Below are 23,377 nucleotides of genomic sequence, written 5' to 3' on the forward strand. Positions count from 1 at the left end.
TCCCTCTATGCAAGCTTTATCAAAGTTTGGTATAATGAATAATGAGGTATTTGAATGTTTAAGAAAAAGAGAAAAAAACCACGTCAGTCGTTTGGTTTGTTAGAGTTGGGCTCTGTCATTTTAAGAACCTTCAAACTATTAGCTGACTTTTTTTATATTATTATTATTTTATTTGGTATGTTGGGCATAGGGATTGCCTTTGGTTATCTGGCTAGTCAGATTGACTCGGTTAAGGTACCTGATAAGGATACCTTGGTTCAACAAGTAACATCCTTGAGTCGGGTGTCTGAGATGACTTATTCTAATGGTAGCTCGATTGCAAGTATTGACACGGATTTGTTGCGGACTCCTGTTGAGAGTAGTGCTATTTCTGATAATGTCAAGAAAGCCATCATTGCGACTGAGGATGAAAATTTTGAAAACCATGATGGGGTAGTGCCTAAAGCTGTTTTTCGGGCAACCTTGGCATCTGTTTTGGGGTTGGGCGAAACCAGCGGTGGCTCGACTCTTACGCAGCAATTGATTAAACAACAGGTGCTGGGAGATGATCCGACCTTTAAACGCAAGTCGCGTGAGATTATTTACGCTTTGGCTTTGGAACGTTACCTCAACAAAGATGAGATTTTGACGGATTATTTAAATGTGTCGCCATTTGGTCGCAATAATAAAGGTGAAAATATTGCTGGGATTGAAGAGGCAGCAAGGGGTATCTTTGGCGTGTCGGCTAAAGATTTGACGGTGCCTCAGGCAGCCTTTCTAGCTGGTTTGCCACAAAGTCCGATTGTCTATTCACCTTATACAGCAACAGGGCAATTAAAAGACAAGGACAATTTAGCTTACGGCTTATCTCGTCAACAAGATGTTCTTTACAATATGTACCGTGCGGGCTACCTAACGGAATCCGAGTACGAAGAGTACAAGGCTTATGATGTGAGCCAAGACTTCATTCCGTCAGAATCAGCCACAACCAATGAGCACGACTTCCTTTACTATGCGGTTCTCAGTGAAGCTAAAGACATCATGTATAACTACTTGATTAAGCAAAATGGGGTTTCTGACCAAGAGCTTAAAAACGATACTACTAAAGAATCGTACAAAGAATTAGCTCTAGAAACCTTGCAACAAGGTGGGTACACGGTTAAGACGACGATTAACAAGTCGATTTATGATGCCATGCAAAATACTGTGGCACAGTACGGCAGTACGCTTGACCAAGATAATGCTAAAATGGTCGAAGTTGGTAATGTCTTGATGGCTAATGATACGGGAGCTATCTTAGGATTTGTCGGAGGAAGGAATTACACAACAAACCAAAATAACCACGCCTTTGACACCGCTCGCTCACCAGGATCAAGTATCAAGCCAATTATCGCTTATGGTATTGCCATTGATCAAGGCCTTTTGGGTAGTGCCAGCATGTTGTCAAACTATCCTACGTCATTTTCAAGTGGTCAAGCCATTATGCACGGTAATGATGTCGGAACAGAAATGATTACCTTGCAAGAAGCTTTGAACACGTCTTGGAATATCCCAGCTTATTGGACTTACCAAATGTTGTTAAACAATAATGTTGATGTGGAATCTTACATGAATAAAATGGGATACGATATCGACAATTACAATATTGAAAGTTTACCGCTGGGTGGTGGTATTGAAACAACTGTTCTTCAGCAAGTCAATGCCTACCAGATGATTTCAAATGGTGGTGTTTACCTCAAAGGGTACTTGGTTGATAGCATCACTGACAATAAAGGTCAGGTTATTTACCAACACAAGGCCAATCCTGTTCGTGTCTTCTCAGAAGCGACGGCAAGCATTTTGAATCAATTGTTGAAAGAAGTGGTCACAGGTGGGGCTACGACAGAATTTTACAATGATTTGAAAGACTTGAATCAAACGGCAGCAAGTGCTGATTGGACAGGAAAAACGGGAACGACAGACAACTACACCGATGTTTGGCTCATGTTGTCAACGCCAAAAATCACTTTAGGTGGTTGGGCAGGAAATGATGACAACACGTCTATGGATTCCCGCACGGGTTACAAGTACAATGCGCAATACATGGCTTATCTGGTCAATGCCATTTACAATGCCGATTCGAGCGCAATAGGGGTCAATGACAAGTACTCCCTATCTTCTAGCGTTATCAAATCAACCGTCCTAAAAGCGACAGGATTGCAGCCAGGAACTGTAACGGTTAATGGACGTCCACTCTTGGTTAATGGCGAAACCACGACAAGCTATTGGGCGAAAAATGGAGCAGGTAATATGACTTATAAATTTGCCATCGGTGGTACCGACAGCGACTACACCAAAGCTTGGGATAGTTTGCTGCATAATTCTTCTATTACCACAACAAGTAGCAACTAACATATCACTTGCAAAAAAATCAAAAATAAGGTATAATAGTATCAACTATTTGTCGTCTACCTTAGTTGAAATATTGTCCAACTAAGGTTTGCAGCAGTTAAATCACTCTTAATGGTGTTAGATTTAGCTGCTCTTTTTGTGCTTAATTTTGGAAGAATACAGCATTTGTAACCTATATTTAAAGATTCTAAAAATTCACATTAAGGACAACTTTGGCAGAATACGGCAACGTATTCTAGAGCTAGTTGGGTCAATGCTAGGGTTTTGTGTGGTTATTAAACAAACAAAACAAAGCCGTCAAGCGTCGATTGACCTCTGTATTTTAATGAAGGAGTAATACACTTTGGCAGGACATGAAGTTCAGTACGGGAAACACCGTACACGTCGTAGCTTTTCAAGAATTAAGGAAGTTCTTGATTTACCAAACTTGATCGAAATTCAGACAGATTCTTTTAAAGACTTCTTGGATAATGGATTAAGAGAAGTTTTTGAAGATGTGCTTCCAATTAGTAACTTTACAGATACTATGGAACTTGAATTTGTTGGTTACGAGTTAAAAGAGCCTAAGTATACGCTTGAGGAAGCTCGTATCCACGATGCCTCTTATTCAGCACCAATTTTTGTCACTTTCCGTTTGATTAACAAAGAAACAGGCGAAATTAAAACCCAAGAAGTTTTCTTTGGTGATTTCCCAATCATGACTGAAATGGGAACCTTTATCATCAATGGTGGTGAACGTATCATCGTTTCTCAGTTGGTTCGTTCTCCTGGTGTTTATTTCAATGACAAAGTGGATAAAAATGGTAAGGTTGGATACGGTTCAACGGTTATTCCTAACCGTGGTGCTTGGCTTGAATTAGAAACAGATTCAAAAGACATTGCTTACACTCGTATTGACCGTACGCGTAAAATTCCATTTACAACACTTGTGCGTGCCCTTGGTTTCTCAGGTGATGATGAAATCATGGATATCTTTGGTGATAGCGAACTTGTCCGCAACACCATCGAAAAAGACATTCACAAAAACCCAGCGGATTCACGTACAGACGAAGCCCTCAAAGAAATTTACGAACGCCTTCGTCCAGGTGAACCAAAAACTGCTGACAGCTCGCGTAGCTTGCTTGTAGCTCGTTTCTTTGACCCACGTCGTTACGACTTGGCAGCTGTTGGTCGTTACAAAATCAATAAAAAATTAAACCTTAAAACACGTTTGTTGAATCAAACAATCGCTGAAAATTTGGTTGATGCTGAAACAGGGGAAATCCTTGTTGAAGCAGGAACTGTTATGACCCGCGATGTGATTGATTCTATCGCTGACCAATTGGACGGTGACCTTAACAAATTCGTTTACACACCAAACGATTACGCTGTTGTTACTGAGCCAGTTGTGCTTCAAAAATTCAAAGTGGTGTCACCAATTGACCCAGACCGCGTGGTAACAATCGTTGGTAACGCAAACCCTGATGATAAAGTGCGTGCCCTTACACCAGCGGATATCTTGGCAGAAATGTCATACTTCTTGAACCTTGCAGAAGGTCTTGGTAAAGTGGATGATATCGACCACCTTGGTAACCGTCGTATCCGTGCCGTTGGTGAGTTGTTAGCTAACCAATTCCGTATTGGTCTTGCTCGTATGGAACGTAACGTTCGCGAACGTATGTCTGTTCAAGATAACGAAGTCTTGACACCACAACAAATCATCAACATCCGTCCTGTAACAGCTGCGGTTAAAGAATTCTTCGGTTCTTCACAGTTGTCACAGTTCATGGACCAACACAACCCACTTTCTGAGTTGTCACACAAACGTCGTTTGTCTGCCTTAGGACCTGGTGGTTTGACACGTGACCGTGCAGGTTACGAAGTTCGTGACGTGCATTACACTCACTATGGTCGTATGTGTCCGATTGAAACCCCTGAAGGACCTAACATCGGTTTGATCAACAACTTGTCAACTTACGGACACTTGAACAAATATGGTTTCATCCAAACACCGTATCGTAAAGTTGACCGTGCGACAGGTGTTGTCACAAACGAAATCGTTTGGTTGACTGCCGATGAAGAAGATGAGTACACTGTTGCACAAGCAAACTCAAAACTAAACGAAGACGGTACATTTGCTGAAGACATCGTTATGGGACGTCACCAAGGTAATAACCAAGAGTTCCCAGCAAGCGTTGTTGATTTCGTAGACGTTTCTCCTAAACAGGTAGTTGCCGTTGCGACAGCATGTATTCCTTTCCTTGAAAACGATGACTCAAACCGTGCCCTCATGGGTGCCAACATGCAGCGTCAAGCCGTTCCGTTGATTGACCCACATGCACCATATGTTGGTACAGGTATGGAATACCAAGCAGCCCACGATTCAGGCGCTGCCGTTATCGCAAAACACGATGGACGCGTTGTCTTCTCAGACGCTGAAAAAGTAGAAGTGCGTCGTGAAGATGGTTCACTTGATGTTTACCACATTACAAAATTCCGTCGTTCAAACTCAGGCACAGCCTACAACCAACGTACCCTTGTTAAAGTTGGAGATATCGTTGAAAAAGGTGACTTTATCGCTGACGGTCCTTCAATGGAAAAAGGTGAAATGGCTCTTGGTCAAAACCCAATTGTCGCTTACATGACTTGGGAAGGGTATAACTTCGAGGATGCGGTTATCATGAGTGAACGTCTGGTTAAAGAAGATGTTTACACATCTGTTCACTTGGAAGAATTTGAATCAGAAACACGTGATACAAAGCTTGGCCCTGAAGAAATCACTCGTGAAATTCCAAACGTCGGTGAAGAAGCTTTGAAAGACCTTGACGAAATGGGTATTATCCGTATCGGTGCTGAGGTTAAAGAAGGGGATATCCTTGTTGGTAAAGTGACACCTAAAGGTGAGAAAGATCTTTCTGCTGAAGAACGCCTTCTTCATGCTATCTTTGGTGATAAATCACGTGAAGTGCGTGATACGTCACTTCGTGTGCCACACGGTGGTGATGGTGTTGTTCGTGACGTTAAAATCTTTACACGTGCTAACGGTGATGAATTACAATCAGGTGTTAACATGTTGGTTCGTGTTTACATCGCTCAAAAACGTAAAATCAAAGTTGGAGATAAAATGGCCGGTCGTCACGGAAACAAAGGGGTTGTTTCTCGTATCGTTCCAGTTGAAGACATGCCTTACCTTCCAGACGGAACACCAGTTGATATCATGTTGAACCCACTTGGGGTGCCATCTCGTATGAACATCGGACAAGTTATGGAACTTCACCTTGGTATGGCTGCGCGTAACCTTGGTATTCACATTGCGACTCCAGTTTTCGATGGGGCAACTTCTGACGACCTTTGGGATACCGTTCGTGAAGCTGGTATGGACAGCGATGCTAAAACCGTTCTTTATGACGGACGTACAGGTGAACCATTTGATAACCGTGTGTCTGTGGGTATCATGTACATGATCAAACTTCACCACATGGTTGATGATAAACTTCACGCTCGTTCAGTAGGTCCTTACTCACTCGTTACCCAACAACCTCTTGGAGGTAAAGCACAATTTGGTGGACAACGTTTTGGTGAGATGGAGGTTTGGGCATTGGAAGCCTATGGTGCATCAAATGTTCTTCAAGAAATCTTGACTTACAAGTCTGATGACGTGACCGGACGTCTTAAAGCTTATGAAGCCATCACTAAAGGTAAGCCAATTCCAAAACCAGGTGTGCCAGAATCATTCCGAGTTCTTGTCAAAGAATTGCAATCTCTTGGTCTTGATATGCGTGTGCTTGACGAAGATGACAACGAAGTAGAACTCCGTGATCTTGACGAAGGTGAAGATGATGATGTCATGCACGTTGATGACCTTGAAAAAGCACGTCAAAAACAAGAAACCGAAAAAGCAGAAGCATCTATCAAAGAAGAATCTGAAGAAAAATAAAGCCAGTCAGGCTATGGGAAGCTTTCTTAGCTTTCCATAGTATTGATGGTGTGCTAAAACAGAGATAAAAAGCTTATGAAGTTTTCTTTGTAAGTTGTCGCATTTAAGAAAGTAGCTTGGCTATTTTCAAAGAACATAAAGAAAGGTAAATCTAGTGGTTGACGTAAATCGTTTTAAAAGTATGCAAATCACATTAGCCTCACCAAGCAAAGTCCGCTCATGGTCTTATGGTGAAGTTAAAAAACCTGAAACAATCAATTATCGTACGCTCAAACCCGAACGTGAAGGACTTTTTGACGAAGTTATCTTTGGTCCAACAAAAGACTGGGAATGTGCTTGTGGTAAATACAAACGTATTCGTTACAAAGGGATTATTTGTGACCGCTGTGGTGTTGAAGTAACACGTGCTAAAGTTCGTCGTGAACGTATGGGACACATCGAATTGAAAGCACCCGTTTCTCACATCTGGTATTTCAAAGGTATTCCATCACGTATGGGGCTTACATTGGACATGAGCCCACGTGCTCTTGAAGAAGTTATCTACTTCGCAGCTTACGTTGTTATTGATCCAAAAGATACACCGCTTGAACCAAAATCACTTTTGACTGAGCGCGAATACCGTGAAAAATTACAAGAATATGGACAAGGCTCATTTGTTGCGAAAATGGGTGCTGAAGCCATCCAAGACCTTCTTAAACGCGTTGATTTAAAATCTGAAATCGCTGAATTAAAAGAAGAATTGAAAACGGCTACTGGTCAAAAACGTATCAAAGCTGTTCGTCGTTTGGATGTGTTAGATGCCTTCTACAAATCTGGTAACAAACCAGAATGGATGGTACTTAACATCTTGCCAGTTATTCCACCAGATCTGCGTCCAATGGTTCAATTGGATGGTGGACGTTTTGCGGCATCAGACTTGAATGACCTTTACCGTCGTGTAATTAACCGTAACAACCGTTTGGCTCGTTTGCTTGAATTGAATGCCCCTGGTATCATCGTGCAAAACGAAAAACGTATGTTGCAAGAAGCGGTTGATGCCCTTATCGACAATGGTCGTCGTGGTCGTCCAATCACAGGTCCTGGTAGCCGTCCATTGAAATCTTTGAGCCACATGCTTAAAGGTAAACAAGGTCGTTTCCGTCAAAACTTGCTTGGTAAACGTGTTGACTTCTCAGGTCGTTCTGTTATCGCCGTAGGTCCAACACTTAAAATGTACCAATGTGGTGTGCCACGTGAAATGGCTATCGAATTGTTCAAACCATTTGTTATGCGTGAAATTGTAGCGCGTGACTACGCTGGTAACGTAAAAGCTGCTAAACGTATGGTTGAACGTGGTGACGAACGCATTTGGGATATTCTTGAAGAAGTCATTAAAGAACACCCAGTACTTCTTAACCGCGCACCGACTCTTCACCGTTTGGGTATTCAAGCATTTGAACCAGTCCTTATCGATGGTAAAGCCCTTCGTCTTCACCCACTTGTTTGTGAGGCCTACAATGCCGACTTTGACGGTGACCAAATGGCCATCCACGTGCCGCTTTCAGAAGAAGCGCAAGCAGAAGCACGTCTTCTTATGTTGGCCGCAGAACACATCCTTAACCCTAAAGATGGTAAACCAGTCGTAACCCCATCTCAAGATATGGTTCTTGGTAACTACTATTTGACAATGGAAGATCCAGGTCGTGAAGGGGAAGGTATGGTCTTTAAAGACCGTGACGAAGCGATTATGGCTTACCGCAATGGTTATGTTCACTTGCATTCACGTGTTGGTATCGCTGTTGATAGTATGCCAAACAAACCATGGACAGATGAACAAAGACATAAAATCATGGTGACAACAGTTGGTAAAATCCTCTTCAACGCTATCATGCCTGATGATCTACCATACCTTCAAGAGCCAAACAACGCTAACTTGACTGAAAAAACACCAGATAAATACTTTTTGGCACCAGGTCAAGAAATCCAGTCTGTCATTGATAACCTTGAAACAAACATTCCATTCAAGAAGAAAAATCTTGGAAATATCATTGCTGAAATCTTCAAACGTTTCCGTACAACAGAAACATCTGCTTTCCTTGACCGTTTGAAAGACCTCGGTTACTACCACTCAACCCTTGCTGGTTTGACAGTGGGTATTGCCGATATCCCAGTTATTGATAACAAACAAGAAATCATCAATGCCGCTCACGCGAAAGTTGAACAAATTAACAAAGCCTTCCGTCGTGGTCTTATCACTGACGATGAACGTTATGTTGCGGTTACGACAACTTGGCGTGAAGCAAAAGAAGAGTTGGAACAACGTCTGATTGAAACACAAGATCCTAAGAACCCAATCGTTATGATGATGGACTCAGGAGCCCGTGGTAATATCTCTAACTTCTCACAACTTGCCGGTATGCGTGGTTTGATGGCCGCTCCGAACGGACGTATCATGGAATTGCCTATCCTATCTAACTTCCGTGAAGGTTTGTCTGTTTTGGAAATGTTCTTCTCAACTCACGGTGCGCGTAAAGGTATGACTGATACAGCCCTTAAGACTGCTGACTCTGGATACTTGACACGTCGTTTGGTTGACGTTGCCCAAGACGTTATCATTCGTGAAGACGACTGTGGAACTGACCGTGGTCTTGTAATCAGCGCCATTACAGACGGAAAAGAAGTGACAGAAACACTTGAAGAACGTCTTGTTGGTCGTTACACTAAGAAATCTGTTAAACACCCAGAAACAGGCGAAGTCATTGTTGGTCCTGATGTTTTAATCACAGAAGACTTGGCTGCTACTATTGTTAAAGCTGGTGTTGAAGAAGTAACCATCCGTTCAGTATTTACATGTAATACTCGCCACGGTGTTTGCCGCCACTGTTATGGTATCAACCTTGCGACAGGCGATGCCGTTGAAGTTGGTGAAGCTGTTGGTACAATCGCCGCTCAATCTATCGGTGAACCTGGTACACAGTTGACCATGCGTACCTTCCACACGGGTGGTGTAGCGTCAAATACCGACATCACACAAGGTCTTCCTCGTATCCAAGAAATCTTTGAAGCCCGTAATCCTAAAGGGGAAGCGGTCATCACAGAAGTTAAGGGTACTGTTGTTGACATCGAAGAAGATGCCGCAACACGTACGAAGAAAGTCTTTGTACAAGGTAAAACAGGTACAGGTGAATACGTGGTACCATTTACAGCTCGCATGAAAGTAGCTGTCGGTGACGAAGTACACCGTGGTGCCCCATTGACTGAAGGTTCTATCCAACCAAAACGCTTGCTTGAAGTTCGTGACACCTTGTCAGTTGAAACTTACCTTCTTGCTGAGGTACAAAAAGTTTACCGTAGCCAAGGGGTAGAAATCGGTGACAAACACGTCGAAGTAATGGTTCGCCAAATGCTTCGTAAAGTTCGTATCATGGATCCAGGTGATACAGAATTGCTTCCAGGTACTTTGATGGACATCTCAGACTTTACAGATGCCAACAAAGACATCGTTATTGCTGGTGGTATTCCTGCGACATCACGTCCAGTCTTGATGGGTATTACCAAAGCTTCCCTTGAAACAAATTCATTCTTGTCAGCAGCATCATTCCAAGAAACAACTCGTGTTCTTACAGATGCCGCTATACGTGGTAAGAAAGATCATCTTCTTGGTCTTAAAGAAAATGTTATCATCGGTAAGATTATCCCAGCTGGTACAGGTATGGCACGTTACCGCAATATCGAACCACAAGCTGTTAATGAGTTTGAACCTACTGAAGAAGTAGATGTTGTGGTGGAAGAAGAAATCATCACAAGTGCTGAATAAAACCCAAAAGAGAGAACGATTCGTTCTCTCTTTTTTTGTAATCATGATAAATAAGCAAAAATTTTTTAAAATAGCGTTAATTTTTATATAATAAATCTTAAAAGGAAGTGAGGTAAATGTATCAAGTTGTAAAAATATATGGCGACTGGGAACCCTGGTGGTCATTGGAAAATTGGCAGGAAGACATCATAGAAACAAAATGCTTTGATGATTTTGAAGAAGCACGTGCTTTTTACCAACAAGAATGCCAAACACTCAAATCATCTTTACCAAGTTGTAAATGCCATGACAATTTTCAAGCAGCTTTTTGGAACCAAGAGGACCAACGCTGGTGTGAGATGTGTGGCAGCTACTTGCAACAGTACCATTCCATTGTTATACTCGAAGATGGTCGTGAGTTATCAAAAGAGGCATTGTCTTACTAAATGTATTTAATGGAGTAGGCAATGCTTACTCTTTATATAAGCGAAGAAGGTAGCTTAGCTATTTTTTTTTGTTTTTGGCTAAATGGCCATGATACCTTTCTTTTTTCGAATAATGAGATGAGGAGGTTTTTATGATTCAAGATTTAGCAAAAGCTATCATAGCAAATGCGGTCGCTAAAGCTGCTCAAGATATTTATATCCTACCTAGGCAAAACCGCTATGAAGTCTATTATCGGCTAGGCAATGACAAGGAATTGATAGATTGCTTTGATGCTGACAAAATGACTAACCTGATTAGCCATTTTAAATTTGTCGCAGGCATGGACGTTGGGGAAAAGCGTCGTAGCCAACTAGGTTCGTGCGACTACACCTTTGCAGAAGATGAGCAAATCTCGCTACGTTTATCAAGTGTCGGGGACTACCGCGGTCGAGAGAGTTTGGTAATTCGTTTGCTTTATTATGGTCAAAAATCTCTCCATTATTGGTTTGATGGGCTAGAGGAAGCTTTATCTGTTGTCAATGGTAGGGGACTTTATCTCTTTTCAGGTCCAGTTGGTAGTGGAAAAACCACGCTGATGTATCAGTTGGTTCAGGAAAAATTTCCAGATAAACAAATCATTACCATCGAAGATCCTGTGGAAATTCAGCAGGATAATATGTTGCAGCTGCAATTAAACGATGAAATAGGCATGACTTACGATGAGCTGATCAAATTGTCCTTGCGGCATCGACCAGATATTCTCATTATCGGAGAAATTCGTGATAGCGATACGGCACACGCGGTTATTAGGGCCAGTTTAACAGGAGCTGTGGTATTTTCGACCATTCATGCTAAAAGCATTTCAGGTGTTTATGCGCGTTTATTGGAATTAGGTATCAGTCAGCAAGAGTTGGAGAATAGTCTGCACGCAGTGGTTTACCAACGGTTAATTGGGGGAGGAGGTGTGATAGATGTTGCAAAAGATGGATTTAAAGAGCACCAGCCAAGCAACTGGAATCAAAAAATGGACCAGTTGGTTGCACAAGGACATCTTTCCAAAGAACAAGCGGCCATTGAAAAAATTACCCTTTAGCAAACAACGAAAACTCATTCAGTTATTTAATAATTTGTTTCATAGTGGCTTTCATTTGTCGGAAATTCTGTCCTTTCTAAGACGTAGTCAGCTGCTGGAGGCTGATTATATCGATGTGATGCAAAATAGCTTATTGGCTGGAGGTAATCTATCGCTCATGATGTCCCAGCTAGGTTTCTCTGATACGATTGTAACGCAGATGGCTTTGGCGGATATTCACGGCAATAGTCAAAGGAGCCTTGTAAAAATTGATGCCTATCTAACTAGCATGGGTGCCGTGAGAAAGAAATTGCTCGAGGTTATGACCTACCCTGTCATGTTACTTGGCTTCCTTGTGTTGATTATGGTGGGGCTAAATCATTATTTATTGCCACAACTGGAAGGTAGCAATCTAGCCACTCAGTTGATTCAGCATTTTCCCCTGCTGTTTTTAGTGGGAACTGTGATGATTACGCTCGTGGTTCTTGCGCTTTATCTTTACCAAAAACGCTTGCCTCGCATTCGGGTGTACAGTCAACTCAGTCGCCTTCCTTTTATTGGAAATACCATTCGGTTGTATTTGACGGCTTATTACGCACGGGAATGGGGCAACCTCATCGGTCAAGGTGTTGAGTTAATTGACATTGTGGCGATTATGCAGCAACAAAAATCACGCTTGTTTCAAGAAATTGGGCAAGATATGCAAGAAGCTTTACTGTCAGGACAAGCCTTTCATCAAAAAGTATTGGATTATCCTTTTTTTCTGACAGAACTAGGACTGATGATTGAGTACGGTGAAATCAAATCAAAATTAGGCAGTGAATTAGACATTTACGCCGAGGAAACCTGGCAACGTTTCTTTGGCAAAATGAACCAAGCAACCCAGTTGATTCAACCGCTAGTCTTTATCTTTGTGGCTTTGGTGATTGTCTTGATTTACGTAGCGATGTTGTTGCCAATGTATCAAAATATGGGAGGGTATTTTTAATGAAAAATAGATTAGCTAAATGGCGTAGAAAGACTGTTCGTGGATTCACTCTGGTGGAAATGTTAATTGTTTTGCTTATTATTAGCGTTTTGATGTTGCTTTTTGTACCAAATTTAAGCAATCAAAAAGATGCGGTGCGTGAAAAAGGTAACAAGGCAGTGGTCAAGGTGGTAGAAAGTCAGCTATCGCTTTATGAACTCAAAGAAGGTGAGAAACCAAGCATTGAACAACTTGTTAAAGCGGGTTATATTACAGGTGATCAAGCCGAAACCTATCGCAAAACTAAGCAATGAAGGTGTTCCAGCTTTTACCATTTTGGAATCCTTGGTGACTTTGGGCATAACGTGTTTTATGGTCATGAGTTTGTCGGGTTCGCTAAACGGTATTTTTCAAAGTGTGGAAGAAACCTTGTTCTTTTTATCGTTTGAAAATCTTTATCGCGATACGCAAACGCTAGCCAACGTTAACCAAAGAGCAATGACTTTGACTATTTCAGAAGATGCGATTTCAAATGGCGTGTCTAAGGTGAGCCTTCCACGTCAGGTAAAAGTGGGAGATACCAAGCAGATTGTATTGAGCAAGGAAGGGGGCAATTCATCTTTGGGCAAGGTTGTTTTTCAATTACAAGACAAAGAGATTTATTATCAATTGTATTTAGGGAGTGGTAAATATAAAAAAACAGAGAGTAGCCGCCTACATACTCCTTGAGAGTTTAGTTGCCTTGGGCTTAATGGCGACCATTACCAGTCTTGTTTTGGGAGAAGTCACCAAAAGCAGGCAACAGATGCAAGCAAGCCTGCACCAACAAGAAGTATTAAATGTGGCAACAATGGCGATTCAAACAGAACAAGGTCATTTGGCAATCAATGGGGTCGAGGTCAGCATTGTAGAACAAGAAGGTGAGCTTTTAGTTTATGAAGGAAAAAAACGGATATTACACATTAAAAAAGACTAGACTAAAAGCATTCACCCTTTTAGAATGCTTGGTGGCGTTGCTGGTTATCGCAGGAACGGTCTTGGTTTATGACGGTTTAGCACGTTCGGTCAAAGCCAATATCCACTACCTATCCAACAATCAGGAAGAAGAGTGGCTTTTATTTTCCCAGCAATTACGCTCGGAACTAGAGGGGAGCCAATTAGACAGAGTAGCATCTAATAAACTGTATGTCACTAAAGCCAATCAGCACCTAGCTTTTGGTCAATCTAACAGCCATGATTTTCGCAAAACAAACGCTTCTGGTCGTGGTTACCAACCCATGCTTTTTGGCTTGCAATCATCGAGCATATCACAAGACGGTCAGCAAGTAACGATCAAACTTGGCTTCAAAAATCGTATGGAGAGAGAATTTGTTTACACTTTTAAGACGGAAGGTTAAGGCTGGTATTTTGCTGTATTCTTTGCTCATGGTAGCTGTATTTGCCTTGGTTTTGCAGTTTTATTTGGGGCGCGTGGTAGCAGTTGAGCAAAAACACCAAGCGCAGCGAGCCTCAAGTCAGGCTTATCTGATGGCAAAAGTAGTGGATAAGTTTGCCAAGGAACATTCAGGACAAATGCATTTTGACAAAGGCAAGGCTCAATATCACATTCAAGGTCAGCATATTCATATCACCGTCACCTTAGCCAATCAGCAAGAATTTCAATCCCAATTTCACAGAAATGATGAAAATGATTAGTGACTTTTTTTGAAAAAGGTGACTTCTTCCCATTTTTCTTATTTTTTGATATGATAAAACGTGCGGAGGAAACTATGAATTTTGAAAAAATCGAACAAGCCTACGATTTAATTTTAGAAAATATCCAATTGATTGAAAATGAGTTGAAAACACATCTTTACGATGCCCTGATTGAACAAAACTCGTTTTATCTTGGAGAAGAAGGTGCAAGTGAGGAAGTAGCTGCAAATAATGACAAACTACGTCAATTGCAATTAAGTCAGGAAGAGTGGCGTAGAGCCTTTCAATTTATTTTCATTAAGGCAGCTCAAACCGAGCAATTACAAGCCAATCACCAATTCACACCAGATAGCGTGGGCTTTATCTTACTCTTTTTAGTAGAAAGCTTAACAGCCCCTGATACGGTTGATGTGTTAGAAATCGGTAGTGGAACGGGAAATTTGGCTGAAACTTTATTAACAAACAGTTCCAAAACCCTGAACTATCTTGGTATTGAAGTGGATGATTTATTGATTGATTTATCTGCTAGTATCGCTGAAGTGATGGGCTCATCTGCTCAGTTTATCCAAGAGGATGCTGTACGCCCACAAATTTTAAAAGAAAGTGATGTGATTATTAGTGATTTACCAGTCGGTTTTTATCCTAATGATGCCATTGCTAAACGTTACCAAGTGGCTAGCAACAAAGAACACACCTACGCTCACCATTTGTTAATGGAGCAATCTTTGAAATACCTGAAAAAAGATGGTTTGGCTATCTTTTTAGCACCGTCTGATTTGTTGACAAGTCCACAGAGTGATTTGCTGAAAGAGTGGTTAAAAGGCTATGCAGATGTGATTGCGGTCATTACCTTGCCTGAAACCTTATTTGGTAGTGCAGCCAGCACCAAGTCCATCTTTGTTTTCAAAAAACAATCCACTCATCCAGTTGAAACTTTTGTTTACCCCTTGGTAGATTTGAAAGAACAAGCTGTTTTGGAAGATTTTGTAAAAGAATTTCAAAATTGGAAAAAAGACAATAGGCTTTTCTAAAAAAATATGATAGAATGAGTTATATTAAGAAAGCGCTTTAGAGGTAAAGTTATGGCAAAAACGATTTCTATCAATGCAGGAAGCTCAAGTCTAAAATGGCAATTATACAATATGCCAGAAGAAGAGGTTATTGCAAAAGGGTTAATTGAGCGTATTGGTCTTTCTTGTGGGATTTCTACGGTTAAATTCAAAGGGAAAACTCATTCAGAAACAAGAGATATTCCAGACCATACGGCAGCTGTTAAAATTTTGTTGGATAATTTGATTTTGATGGCTATTATCACAGGCTATGACGAAATTGACGGTGTCGGACATCGTGTTGTGGCTGGTGGCGAATATTTTAAAGAGTCTGCATTGGTGACGGATGATGTCATTCAAAAAGTGGAAGGGTTGTCAACTTTGGCTCCTCTACACAACCCTGGAGCAGTCCTTGGTATCAAAGCCTTTAAAGAGCTTTTGCCAGATATTACCAGTGTCGTTGTTTTTGATACGGCTTTTCACACATCAATGCCAAAAGTCGCTTATCGCTACCCAATTGCGAACCGCTACTACAAAGAATACAAGGTACGTAAATATGGAGCACACGGGACTAGTCATCAATACGTCGCCCAAGAAGCTGCCAAAGTCCTTGGAAAACCATTGGAAGAGTTGAAATTGATTACTTGCCACATTGGTAATGGGGTTTCAGTTACTGCGGTTAAGGGTGGTCAATCGGTTGATACGTCAATGGGCTTGACACCACTTGGTGGTACCATGATGGGGACACGTTCAGGAAGTATTGATCCTGGTGTGATTGCTTTCTTAATGGATTCAGATCCTGAACTCAATACGTCTGACGACATTCGAACAGTGCTAAACCGTCAGTCAGGGCTTCTTGGTGTCTCTGAAAAATCAAGTGATATGCGTGATATTCTTGCTGGCAAAGAAGCTGGAGATGCTAATTGCGAGTTAGCTTATGATATGTATATCGACCGTTTGCGAAAATACATTGCGCAGTACTTTGCTGTGTTAAATGGCGCAGATGCAGTTATCTTTACGGCTGGTATTGGTGAAAATTCAGATGTCGTGCGTGAGGATATTATTGCTGGCATGACTTGGTTTGGTGTGGATATTGATCCTGCTAAGAATGTACCAGGTGCTTATGGCGTGATTTCAACGGATCAAGCACGCGTGAAAGTTATGGTCATCCCAACAGATGAGGAACTCGTGATTGCGCGTGATGTTGAGCGTTTTAAAAACGCAACTAACGAAGTTATCAATTATTAAATATGATAAGACCATTAAAGCTGGCCCATTTGGGTCAGCTTTTTTGCAGTTGTTTGGATTGTTTTTGGGCTGGATTTTGTTTACAATAGTACGAAACAGGATGTTAGGAGAGATGATGAAATGAAACGATTTGTAACGGCCGTGGGTTATTTTTTCTTGGCTTTTACTCTGATTTTTTTAGAACAATTGCCAACGGTTTTTATTAGAGCTAACCAACCATTCAACCAAACTTTGGGAATTACTTTGGCTTTGCTGGTGGTGTCAATTTTTACGATTTACGTTGCTAGGCGTGTTGGTTTTTTGAAACAGTTGGAGGATTTAAAAACCTGGCAGGCTTGGAAAATCATTCTTATTGGCTTTACGGCCTTGACGGTTGTCAAATATATTGGTGGTGTCATTTTGGTTTTGGAAAAAGGCCTTGACGCCAATACAGGCAATCAAGCAGCGATTGAGCAAGTTGGTATGTCGCCAATATTGCTAATTACGTTGACGGTGATTACTGCACCGATTGTGGAAGAAACGGTCATGCGAGGGCTGATTTTAGGAAAGGTCTTTAACAATTCTTACCTTGGTGTTTTGTTAAGTTCTTTCTTGTTTGGCTTGTTGCACATGCCGACTGACCTTGGAAGTTGGATTATTTATGGCGGTATGGGGTTGGTTCTCGCTCTCATTTATCACCGTACGCAAAAGCTCGAGTACACGATAGCTGTTCATTTTATTAACAATGCTTTGGGTGTGCTTTTCATGTTATTGTTATAAAAAAAGCTGGGCTTTCGCTCAGCTTTTTGACTATTATAAGTTTTTGGCTTTATCAATTGTGGCATCAATGCTAGAGATGACGCTAGCTGTTAAACCTGTTTTTTCAAGGTCAAGCAATCCTGCGATAGTTGTACCACCAGGACTTGAGATTTTATCAATCAAATCGTGTGGGCTATCAGCCCCTTGCAGCAAATTTTCAGCGCTGGCTAGGACCGTTTGTGTGACAATTTCTAATGATTTGCCCTTTGGAATACCGTATTTGACACCCGCTTTGGCGAGCGCTTCGATAAATAGGTAAATGTAGGCTGGACTAGAACCAGCAAGGGCTGTAAAGGTGTCGAAATCTTTTTCTGGTATGTCAAACGTTGTACCAAAACTGTCCGTGATTTCTTTAGCGCTTGTGAACAGTTCTTCAGAAACGTGTTCATTGATGCAAATAGCCGTTGTACTTTTTAAAATTTGTGCGTTGATATTTGGCATGATGCGAATCAAGGGCAGTTCAGGGCTTGTTAATTTGCCAAGACGCTCCAAGGTGACACCTGCAGCCATTGATAGAATAGGTTGATGAAAATGAAGTTCGGAAAGAACAGGTTCAAACATTTGTGGCTTGATACCAAGGACAACCAAATCCACTTGGTCAATGAGTTCTTGGTGTGATGGTGCTGCCGTTACATTTAGCTGCTCAGCTATTTCGCGTGAGCGAGCTAGTGATGACCCTGAAATGATAATGTCATGCGATGTTGTCTTGAGTCCGTTGATAATGGCAGAGGCCATTTTACCAACTCCGATAAATCCAATTTTCATGCTTCCTTCATTCCTCTCTAATAATTTTTGATTAAATCAACAGTTGAGCGGTCTAATTTGTTAACAATGGCTTGTAAGAAGGCTTGGGCTTGTAAGAAGTCATCCATAGCGTAAAGGGTTTGGTGTGAGTGAATGTAACGGGCACAAACACCGATAGTTGTTGATGGGATACCCTCATTTTGAAGGTGGGCAGCACCAGCGTCTGTTCCCCCTTTAGAAGGATAATATTGGTATTTGATACCAGCTTCTTCGGCAGTTGTCAAAAGGAAATCACGCATATTTTTTAGCATGATGTGGCCTGGGTCGTAGAAACGGAAAAGGGTTCCGTCGCCAATTGTACCTTGGTTGCCATAAATATCTCCCGCAGGTGAACAATCAACGGCAAAGAAGAGTTCAGGTTTGAATTTGGTTGTTGACACGTGTGCCCCACGCAGCCCAACTTCTTCTTGAACATTTGCCCCAGCGATAAGGGTGTTGTCCAAGCGTTTTCCTTTAAGGCTTTCGAGCAATTCAGTCACCATTAAAATACCAAAGCGATTATCCCAAGCTTTAGAAATCACATTTTTTTGGTTAGCCGTAAGGACGGTTTCTGATTTTGGTACAATGATATCACCAGGAAGGACACCAAAGCTTTCTGCTTCTGCCTTGTCTGCAAATCCAGCATCAAAAATAATGTCATCGATTTTTGGAAGTGATGCAGAGCCATTTGCCCCACGAAGAAAATGTGGTGGAACAGAACCAGATACAACTGGAATGGCACGACCTTCACGAGTGTAAAGGGTAAAACGTTGCGAACTCAAAACCAAAGGGTTCCAGCCGCCGATACCCACGGCACGCATTGTCCCATCTGCTTTGATGTCGCTCACCATAAAACCGACTTCGTCCATGTGAGAGGCCACCATGATACGTGGAGCCTCTTTGGCATCAGAGTTTTTGATTCCAAAAATACCGCCCAGACCATCTGTTTGCACGTTATCAACTAGTGGCGTGATTTTCGAACGTAAAAAGTCTCGAACGTTGTACTCATAGCCTGCAATACCATCAAGTTCTGTAACTTCTTTTATTTTAGAAAATAATTCTGACATAAAAACCTCGATTCTATATTTTCTATTTTAGCATAAAAATGGTAAAATAAAGCGTATGATAAGTAAAAAAAGCAGTTTCCTTTTGGGCTCTAGTGTGGTGGGAGTGACTGGTCTTATCGCCTTTAGCACAATGTTAAGCAAGCAACAGGAAAAGAAACGGCAAGAAAGAGTTAAAAGAGAAGTGCGTGATTGTTTTAGTCAGCTTGGTTCTATTTTGGTTCTTTATGTGAATCATTTTGAGTCTGACAAAACAACAACGACAGGTGGTGTTGTCCTGACAGATGGTCGTACTTTTCGATTTGTTCACCAAAGGGGTGACATTAGCTATGTGGAGGAGAAAAAATGATTAGTCCAGCGTCTTATGAAGAAATGGCGACTTATTTGGAAAAACCTGGTAAAGTGGTTTTCTTTTTTACGGCAAATTGGTGCCCAGATTGCCAATTTATCTATCCTGTCATGCCAGAGATTGAAACTGAAAATCCTGAATTTACCTTTGTCCGTGTTGATCGTGACGAATTTATGGAAGTCGCACAACGCTGGGATATTTTTGGTATTCCAAGTTTTGTAGTGACCGAAAATGGCAAAGAAATCGGGCGTTTAGTCAACAAATTACGCAAAACCAGAGCAGAAATTAACAGCTTTTTAGCTGAATTGAAATAGGAGAGAAAATGATTTTTACGTACAACAAAGAACACGTCGGTGATGTCCTTATGGTGATTGTCAAAGATAGTAAGGGTGCTAAGCTTGATTACGAACGCAAAGGCAAGGTATCACGCGTATTTCTTGAAAAAAATGGTGAAACAGTTGCTTGGAATATTTTTGATGTGTCAAGCTTGATTGCGATTAGTGGTAAGGGTCAAGTGACCTTGTCTGACCAAGATGTGGCAACCCTTAACGCTGAATTGACAAAAGAAGACTTCAGCGAGCAATTGGAAAATGACCCATCACCAAAATTTGTCGTTGGTCAAATCAAAGAAATGGCTGCTCATTCAGACAGTGACCACTTGAATATTTGCCAAGTGCAAATCTCAGATGATAAAACCGTTCAAATTGTTGCAGGAGCGCCAAATGCAGCAGTTGGCTTAAAAACTATTGTTGCTCTTCCAGGTGCAATGATGCCAAACGGTAGTTTGATTTTCCCAGGTGCCCTTCGCGGTGAAAAGAGTTTTGGGATGATGTGCTCACCTCGTGAATTGGCTCTTCCAAATGCGCCACAAAAACGTGGGATCATTGAATTGGATGATACAGCAGTGGTTGGCGAAGCCTTTGATCCAGAAAAACACTGGAAAGCTCAATAGTAATGAAAGGAGTTGGAGTTTCCAGCTCTTTTTTCTCTTGTTTTTCGAATAATAAGATAGGAGGAAGCTTATGTACAATAAAGTTATTATGATTGGTCGCCTGACTGTACAACCAGAGCTGGTGACAACACCAAACGATAAATCAGTCACACGCGTGACTTTGGCAGTTAATAGACGATTTAAATCGCAAAATGGGGAACGTGATGCGGATTTTATTTCCCTTGTGGTTTGGGGACGTTTGGCAGAAACCCTAACGTCTTACGCGGGAAAAGGTAGCCTCATATCAGTCGATGGCGAACTTCGCACACGCAAATACGATAAAAATGGACAGACGCAGTACGTGACCGAAGTCCTATGTCATTCTTTCCAGTTATTAGAAAGCCGCACCAAACGTGCCATGCGAGAAAACAACACCCCAAACAACCTAGCCGACCTCGTACTAGAAGAAGAGGAACTCCCGTTTTAATATGAAACAGTTCAAGTTTTTGACTTGGGCTGTTTTTTGTTGGATGATAGTTGAAGTTTAAGTGCTAGCTATACTTTTTGACTGAATTGTATATACAATTTAAAAATGTTATAATTAAGATAAAATAATTATTGGTTTTTCAGAGATTATTGAAAAGGTATAGAATGAAAAAACAAAAAAATTTAGGTATTTTAGTGAGCGCCATCTTTGGTTTTTTGATAGTAATTGGCTCTTATTTAAATTATAAAATATTTCCCTCAAATTCGAGTCGCATCAAAATTGGTGCCACCTATATGACGATGAATAATGATTTTTATAAGGTATTAAACAACGAAATTGAAAAGGTTGTTAAAGAGAATAATGATATTTTGTACACTAGAGATCCCGCTCTAGATGTAGATAAACAAAAACAACAAATTGACTCATTTATCCAAAAAGAAGTTGATATCATTATTATCAATCCTGTTAGCGCTAATAGTCCAAAATTGATAAAAGCTTTAAAGGATGCTAAAAAAGCCGGTATTAAAATCGTTGTTGTAGATAGTCAATTATCAGACGATTCTTCAGTAGATACGATCATTGTATCAGATAATTATCAAGCTGGTGTTCTATGTGCTCAAAATTTAATGCAGATAAAATCTAACGCTAAGATTTTGTTACTAGAGCACAATGATGCGGTATCTGCCGTGGAACGTATCAATGGATTTTTAGATACAATAGAAGGAAATGACGCTTATCAAGTGATTGAACGAAGAGATTGTTTAGGACAAACAGAAATTGCTATGCCGCAAGTAGAATCTGTAATTACTTCAGGTATGGAATTTGATACAGTAATGGCACTTAATGATCAAGTAGCTATCGGTGCTCTAGCAGCAATTGAAAATAAACATATAGGCACTCCAATAAAAATCTACGGTGTTGATAGTTCCCCTGATATGAAGAACCTATTAGCTACAACAAATTCAATTCAAGCAACAGTAGCCCAATCCCCTTTGACCATGGGGAAAAGAGCTATACAGACAGGATATTCTTTACTTAAATAAAGGTCAGTGGATAAGGAGATTATTATTCCTGTTGAATTTATGACTAGTGAGACTGTATGTAATTTTGACTTAACAGGATGGCAGTGATGAAAAGTCTAAGAAATATTGATTTGGCTAAATTTATTCTGATTATCATTAATTTTTTAGCTGTTTTATTTTATAGTTCGGTTTATTTAGCAGCGACTAAATATATTATCAATAATGGTTTGAGTCGCTCTTTATTAGAAAAGATTAGTATTATTCCCGGTTCACCTGAACAAATTTTTTGCTTGTCTAATCTTTTTTTTTGCAATACTTTTATTTGTCATATATGCTAGAAATCAGAAGTTAAAAAAAGAGACAGTAGTTCGTGATTGGTTTGCTATTTTAGAGGTTTTTTTACTTTTAGCTACATTTGTAGCATTACAGTTTTCCTATAATGGTTTGATTTTATTAGTTTTCATGGATATCTTTTTTTCGTATACAGATTTTTATACTTTTCGTGAGAAGAGATCATGGCTATTCTTTATTTTAGCAAACTTTGGCGCTCTTTTATTGTCAAATTACGATGTTCTATCATTATTAGTCCGTACTCCTGAATTAGATGTCTATATTGATGTTTTTCCTTCAAGTACACGTTTAGCCATTCTTTTTATAAAAAATTGCTTGGTTTCGTTAAATATTATTGTTTTTATCATTTCATTGGTAACTTATATTGTTTATTCTGTCACTGAAAATCATAAGATTGAAAAGGAGCTGTTAATGGCGTCACAGGCGAATACACGATTAAAAGAATATGTTGCAGTATCTGAAAAAATTACTGAGGATAGAGAACGTAGACGTATTGCGCGTGAAATTCACGATACTATCAAAAGTAGTTTATTTTTCCCCTTGACATAATATTGAAAAAGTTCCTAATGCTGATAATCTCCCAGCTAGGAACTTTTTCAATGCTCAAATAACTGCTTGACTTATTTTTTAGAAATTGAGTTTTTTTCTTGACTATTTCTGACTAAGTGCTAAAATAGTTCTTGTAATGAGTTAGCACTAAAGAGTGTAGAGTGCTAATTTGAGATTTAGGTTTCTATTTCTCAGGATAAATAAGAAATTTGGAGGCAAAAGGCATGTTAAAACCATTAGGAGATCGTGTTGTTTTAAAAGTCGAAGAAGAAAAAGAACAAACCGTTGGTGGTCTTGTCCTAGCTGGAGTAAGTAAAGAAAGAACACAAGTAGCGACTGTTGTGTCTGTCGGTGAAGGTAGCCGTACGTTGACTGGTGAATTGGTAGCACCAAGTGTTGCTGCCGGTGACAAGGTTCTTATTGAACATGGTTCTGGAATTGAAGTCAAAGATGGTGACGACAAAGTCATGATTGTTCGTGAAGCAGAAATTTTAGCGGTATTAGCTTAATAAAAACGTCAGTGGT

General features: G+C 40.6%; 22 protein-coding genes and 1 pseudogene. 21 read left to right on the forward strand and 2 right to left on the reverse strand.

All coding sequences use genetic code 11. The annotated features are described in order from the left end of the window. Positions 1-54 precede the first annotated feature (54 nt). From pbp1b to HFK82_RS05325, 14 genes are all read left to right on the forward strand, one after another. On the forward strand, positions 55-2,370 hold the full coding sequence (gene pbp1b / locus HFK82_RS05260) for a penicillin-binding protein PBP1B (RefSeq protein ID WP_168261064.1): 2,316 nt from the start codon (positions 55-57) through the stop codon (positions 2,368-2,370). Between the two features lie 343 nt (positions 2,371-2,713). Next, the gene (gene rpoB / locus HFK82_RS05265) at positions 2,714-6,286 is read left to right on the forward strand and encodes a DNA-directed RNA polymerase subunit beta (RefSeq protein ID WP_168261065.1); all 3,573 of its coding nucleotides are present in this window, start codon (positions 2,714-2,716) and stop codon (positions 6,284-6,286) included. Positions 6,287-6,440: 154 nt separating this feature from the next. Beyond that, entirely contained in the window at positions 6,441-10,082 is a 3,642-nt protein-coding gene (rpoC, locus tag HFK82_RS05270) for a DNA-directed RNA polymerase subunit beta' (protein WP_168261066.1), read from the forward strand. Between the two features lie 116 nt (positions 10,083-10,198). Then, positions 10,199-10,507, forward strand: a complete 309-nt coding sequence (locus tag HFK82_RS05275; protein WP_168261067.1) for a DUF1033 family protein — start codon at positions 10,199-10,201, stop codon at positions 10,505-10,507. Positions 10,508-10,638: 131 nt separating this feature from the next. After that, positions 10,639-11,580 carry a competence type IV pilus ATPase ComGA gene (comGA, locus tag HFK82_RS05280; protein WP_239472519.1) on the forward strand — a complete coding sequence of 314 codons (942 nt, stop codon included), beginning with the start codon at positions 10,639-10,641 and terminating at the stop codon, positions 11,578-11,580. Beyond that, positions 11,471-12,547 carry a competence type IV pilus assembly protein ComGB gene (comGB, locus tag HFK82_RS05285; protein ID WP_239472521.1) on the forward strand — a complete coding sequence of 359 codons (1,077 nt, stop codon included), beginning with the start codon at positions 11,471-11,473 and terminating at the stop codon, positions 12,545-12,547. Before comGA ends, comGB begins: the two co-directional genes overlap by 110 nt. Continuing rightward, complete coding sequence (comGC, locus tag HFK82_RS05290; RefSeq protein WP_168261069.1) at positions 12,547-12,840, forward strand: competence type IV pilus major pilin ComGC; 294 nt, start codon at positions 12,547-12,549, stop codon at positions 12,838-12,840. The genes comGB and comGC overlap by 1 nt, the downstream gene beginning before the upstream one ends. Next, positions 12,794-13,255: a competence type IV pilus minor pilin ComGD gene (comGD, locus tag HFK82_RS05295; protein WP_394949410.1), complete on the forward strand. Its 462-nt coding sequence runs from the start codon at positions 12,794-12,796 to the stop codon at positions 13,253-13,255. The genes comGC and comGD overlap by 47 nt, the downstream gene beginning before the upstream one ends. Before the next feature lie 22 nt (positions 13,256-13,277). Next, a complete protein-coding gene (gene comGE / locus HFK82_RS05300) occupies positions 13,278-13,502 on the forward strand; it encodes a competence type IV pilus minor pilin ComGE (RefSeq protein ID WP_154454160.1) in 225 nt (74 codons plus the stop codon). Beyond that, on the forward strand, positions 13,462-13,923 hold the full coding sequence (gene comGF / locus HFK82_RS05305) for a competence type IV pilus minor pilin ComGF (RefSeq protein WP_168261070.1): 462 nt from the start codon (positions 13,462-13,464) through the stop codon (positions 13,921-13,923). Before comGE ends, comGF begins: the two co-directional genes overlap by 41 nt. Next, positions 13,895-14,221, forward strand: a complete 327-nt coding sequence (gene comGG / locus HFK82_RS05310; RefSeq protein WP_168261071.1) for a competence type IV pilus minor pilin ComGG — start codon at positions 13,895-13,897, stop codon at positions 14,219-14,221. Before comGF ends, comGG begins: the two co-directional genes overlap by 29 nt. Positions 14,222-14,295: 74 nt before the next feature. Continuing rightward, positions 14,296-15,252, forward strand: coding sequence for a class I SAM-dependent methyltransferase (locus HFK82_RS05315; protein WP_168261072.1), 957 nt, complete (start codon positions 14,296-14,298; stop codon positions 15,250-15,252). A 51-nt stretch (positions 15,253-15,303) separates the two neighbouring features. Next, a complete protein-coding gene (locus tag HFK82_RS05320; protein ID WP_168261073.1) occupies positions 15,304-16,518 on the forward strand; it encodes an acetate kinase in 1,215 nt (404 codons plus the stop codon). Positions 16,519-16,638: 120 nt separating this feature from the next. Further along, entirely contained in the window at positions 16,639-17,277 is a 639-nt protein-coding gene (locus tag HFK82_RS05325; protein ID WP_168261074.1) for a CPBP family intramembrane glutamic endopeptidase, read from the forward strand. A gap of 33 nt (positions 17,278-17,310) precedes the next feature. Here HFK82_RS05325 and proC read toward each other — a convergent pair whose 3' ends face one another. Beyond that, positions 17,311-18,081 carry a pyrroline-5-carboxylate reductase gene (proC, locus tag HFK82_RS05330; RefSeq protein ID WP_168261075.1) on the reverse strand — a complete coding sequence of 257 codons (771 nt, stop codon included), beginning with the start codon at positions 18,079-18,081 and terminating at the stop codon, positions 17,311-17,313. 17 nt (positions 18,082-18,098) lie between these two features. Further along, positions 18,099-19,166 (reverse strand): glutamyl aminopeptidase, encoded by a 1,068-nt coding sequence (gene pepA, locus HFK82_RS05335; protein WP_168261076.1) that lies wholly within the window; start codon positions 19,164-19,166, stop codon positions 18,099-18,101. Positions 19,167-19,221: 55 nt separating this feature from the next. On the opposite strand from pepA, the gene HFK82_RS05340 reads away from it, so the two are divergent. The 7 genes and pseudogenes from HFK82_RS05340 (at position 19,222) to groES (ending at position 23,361) form a co-directional block, all read left to right on the forward strand. Then, the gene (locus HFK82_RS05340; protein WP_154454138.1) at positions 19,222-19,512 is read left to right on the forward strand and encodes a DUF4651 domain-containing protein; all 291 of its coding nucleotides are present in this window, start codon (positions 19,222-19,224) and stop codon (positions 19,510-19,512) included. Continuing rightward, entirely contained in the window at positions 19,509-19,826 is a 318-nt protein-coding gene (locus HFK82_RS05345) for a thioredoxin family protein (protein WP_168261077.1), read from the forward strand. Before HFK82_RS05340 ends, HFK82_RS05345 begins: the two co-directional genes overlap by 4 nt. 8 nt (positions 19,827-19,834) lie before the next feature. Next, the gene (ytpR, locus tag HFK82_RS05350) at positions 19,835-20,464 is read left to right on the forward strand and encodes a YtpR family tRNA-binding protein (RefSeq protein ID WP_168261078.1); all 630 of its coding nucleotides are present in this window, start codon (positions 19,835-19,837) and stop codon (positions 20,462-20,464) included. Positions 20,465-20,534: 70 nt separating this feature from the next. Beyond that, the gene (locus HFK82_RS05355) at positions 20,535-20,930 is read left to right on the forward strand and encodes a single-stranded DNA-binding protein (RefSeq protein ID WP_168261079.1); all 396 of its coding nucleotides are present in this window, start codon (positions 20,535-20,537) and stop codon (positions 20,928-20,930) included. A 164-nt stretch (positions 20,931-21,094) separates the two neighbouring features. Continuing rightward, positions 21,095-22,060: pseudogene (locus tag HFK82_RS05360) on the forward strand (substrate-binding domain-containing protein). Between the two features lie 354 nt (positions 22,061-22,414). Next, positions 22,415-22,852, forward strand: a complete 438-nt coding sequence (locus HFK82_RS09305; RefSeq protein ID WP_240928925.1) for a histidine kinase — start codon at positions 22,415-22,417, stop codon at positions 22,850-22,852. A gap of 224 nt (positions 22,853-23,076) precedes the next feature. Continuing rightward, a complete protein-coding gene (gene groES, locus HFK82_RS05370; protein WP_154454134.1) occupies positions 23,077-23,361 on the forward strand; it encodes a co-chaperone GroES in 285 nt (94 codons plus the stop codon). Positions 23,362-23,377 lie beyond the last annotated feature (16 nt).

Origin of the sequence: Streptococcus alactolyticus, from assembly GCF_012277075.1 — a bacterium.
GTDB lineage: Bacteria > Bacillota > Bacilli > Lactobacillales > Streptococcaceae > Streptococcus > Streptococcus alactolyticus.

What these genes read in the sequence shown, in the direction of transcription:
- HFK82_RS05315 (WP_168261072.1), top strand. Translation starts at nt 14,296, where the DNA reads ATGAATTTTGAAAAAATCGAACAAGCCTACGATTTAATTTTAGAAAAT.
- proC (WP_168261075.1), bottom strand. Translation starts at nt 18,081, where the DNA reads ATGAAAATTGGATTTATCGGAGTTGGTAAAATGGCCTCTGCCATTATC.
- comGA (WP_239472519.1), top strand. Translation starts at nt 10,639, where the DNA reads ATGATTCAAGATTTAGCAAAAGCTATCATAGCAAATGCGGTCGCTAAA.
- HFK82_RS05345 (WP_168261077.1), top strand. Translation starts at nt 19,509, where the DNA reads ATGATTAGTCCAGCGTCTTATGAAGAAATGGCGACTTATTTGGAAAAA.
- HFK82_RS05320 (WP_168261073.1), top strand. Translation starts at nt 15,304, where the DNA reads ATGGCAAAAACGATTTCTATCAATGCAGGAAGCTCAAGTCTAAAATGG.
- HFK82_RS05355 (WP_168261079.1), top strand. Translation starts at nt 20,535, where the DNA reads ATGTACAATAAAGTTATTATGATTGGTCGCCTGACTGTACAACCAGAG.
- HFK82_RS05340 (WP_154454138.1), top strand. Translation starts at nt 19,222, where the DNA reads ATGATAAGTAAAAAAAGCAGTTTCCTTTTGGGCTCTAGTGTGGTGGGA.
- pbp1b (WP_168261064.1), top strand. Translation starts at nt 55, where the DNA reads ATGTTTAAGAAAAAGAGAAAAAAACCACGTCAGTCGTTTGGTTTGTTA.
- comGF (WP_168261070.1), top strand. Translation starts at nt 13,462, where the DNA reads ATGAAGGAAAAAAACGGATATTACACATTAAAAAAGACTAGACTAAAA.
- comGC (WP_168261069.1), top strand. Translation starts at nt 12,547, where the DNA reads ATGAAAAATAGATTAGCTAAATGGCGTAGAAAGACTGTTCGTGGATTC.
- HFK82_RS05325 (WP_168261074.1), top strand. Translation starts at nt 16,639, where the DNA reads ATGAAACGATTTGTAACGGCCGTGGGTTATTTTTTCTTGGCTTTTACT.
- pepA (WP_168261076.1), bottom strand. Translation starts at nt 19,166, where the DNA reads ATGTCAGAATTATTTTCTAAAATAAAAGAAGTTACAGAACTTGATGGT.
- groES (WP_154454134.1), top strand. Translation starts at nt 23,077, where the DNA reads ATGTTAAAACCATTAGGAGATCGTGTTGTTTTAAAAGTCGAAGAAGAA.
- HFK82_RS05275 (WP_168261067.1), top strand. Translation starts at nt 10,199, where the DNA reads ATGTATCAAGTTGTAAAAATATATGGCGACTGGGAACCCTGGTGGTCA.
- HFK82_RS09305 (WP_240928925.1), top strand. Translation starts at nt 22,415, where the DNA reads ATGGATATCTTTTTTTCGTATACAGATTTTTATACTTTTCGTGAGAAG.
- comGB (WP_239472521.1), top strand. Translation starts at nt 11,471, where the DNA reads ATGGATTTAAAGAGCACCAGCCAAGCAACTGGAATCAAAAAATGGACC.
- comGE (WP_154454160.1), top strand. Translation starts at nt 13,278, where the DNA reads ATGGCGACCATTACCAGTCTTGTTTTGGGAGAAGTCACCAAAAGCAGG.
- ytpR (WP_168261078.1), top strand. Translation starts at nt 19,835, where the DNA reads ATGATTTTTACGTACAACAAAGAACACGTCGGTGATGTCCTTATGGTG.